Annotated in this window: 1 pseudogene; it reads right to left on the bottom strand. The window is 76.3% G+C overall.

Annotation, left to right across the window (positions count from 1 at the left end):
- Positions 1 to 85: 85 nt before the first annotated feature.
- A pseudogene (locus tag G3I65_RS17435) lies at positions 86 to 418 on the bottom strand (MFS transporter); the annotation flags it as partial.

The raw sequence follows: 418 nt of genomic DNA, 5'->3' as shown, positions 1-418 counted from the left end.
CACCCCACCCGCAGCACCAGCACCGCCCAAGCGAAGCCGCCGCCATCCGCCGGGCACCGCCGGGGCGCGAGGTCCAGCACCAGCATCACCCCACGGCAGCCGCCCGGGCCTCCTCCCGCCGCCGCGACCGCCGGGCCGCCACCGCAGCGGGCAGGATCAACGCCGCGACCAGCCCGACGAACAAGAACGCCGCCCCGTACCCGACCGCCTGCGCGATGCCCCCGATGATCGGCGGCCCGGCCAAGAACCCGGTGTACGCGAGCGCCGACACGAACCCGATCTCGCGCTCCCCGCCAGTACCGTCGCCGCGCTTCCCGGCATCCCCGGCGAGGCTCAACGCGAGCGGGAACGACGCCGCGAGACCCGCTCCGGCCAGCGCGAAGCCGACGTACGCGACCGTCGCGACCGGGATCGTCGC

This window comes from Amycolatopsis sp. SID8362 (genome assembly GCF_010550475.1).
Taxonomy (GTDB): domain Bacteria; phylum Actinomycetota; class Actinomycetes; order Mycobacteriales; family Pseudonocardiaceae; genus Amycolatopsis; species Amycolatopsis eburnea.
The sequence above is the reverse complement of the archived record's forward strand: the minus strand, read 5'-3'. Positions and strand labels throughout refer to the sequence as shown.